We start from the raw sequence: 585 nt of genomic DNA on the forward strand, positions 1-585 counted from the left end.
CTGCCATTTCGAAGGCGCCCTTGTAGCCGTGGCGCTTGGCGCCGTCGATCCACTTGGGGTTGGTGACGCGCGCGCGCACCACCCGGCCGATCTCTTCCTTCAGGGTGCGGATGCGGGGCGCCTGCGGGTTGGCGTGGTCGCCGTGGTACAGGGCGGGCTGCCGGCCCGACAGGTGCCGCACGGCGGCGGCCATGCCACCCTGGAACTGGTAGTAATCGCTGGAGTCGAGCAGGTCGTGTTCGCGGCTGTCCTGATTCTGCGCCACCACGTCCAGGCCCTGCAGCCGGCGCGCGAGCGCATCGCCCGCGGGCTCGCCCGCGGCGTCCTGCCCGTAGGCATGGGCGCTCCAGCCCACGTAGGCGCGGGCCAGGTCGCCGTCGTCTTGCCAGTCGCCGGTCTGGAACAGGCCGTTCAGGCCCGAGCCGTAATGGCCGGGCGGTGCGCCGAACACGCGCCAGCCGGCCTGGCGGCGTGCAGCGGCCGCGTCCACGCCCCGCTGCTGCAGCGCGGCGCATTCTTCGAGGATGCGGGCGCGGATGGGGTTTTCCTCGGCGTCCTCGGCCTCCAGCGCCGCCACGGCCTGCA

The 585-nt window shown here is 73.2% G+C and carries 1 protein-coding gene; it reads right to left on the reverse strand.

Features of this window, described 5'->3' with window-relative positions; translation table 11 throughout:
• Nucleotides 1–585 (reverse strand): cobaltochelatase subunit CobN (locus AC27IQ_RS26785; RefSeq protein ID WP_487091509.1); only part of this gene is annotated, 585 nt, incomplete at both ends.

This window comes from Acidovorax sp. KPB24-07 (assembly GCF_057543315.1).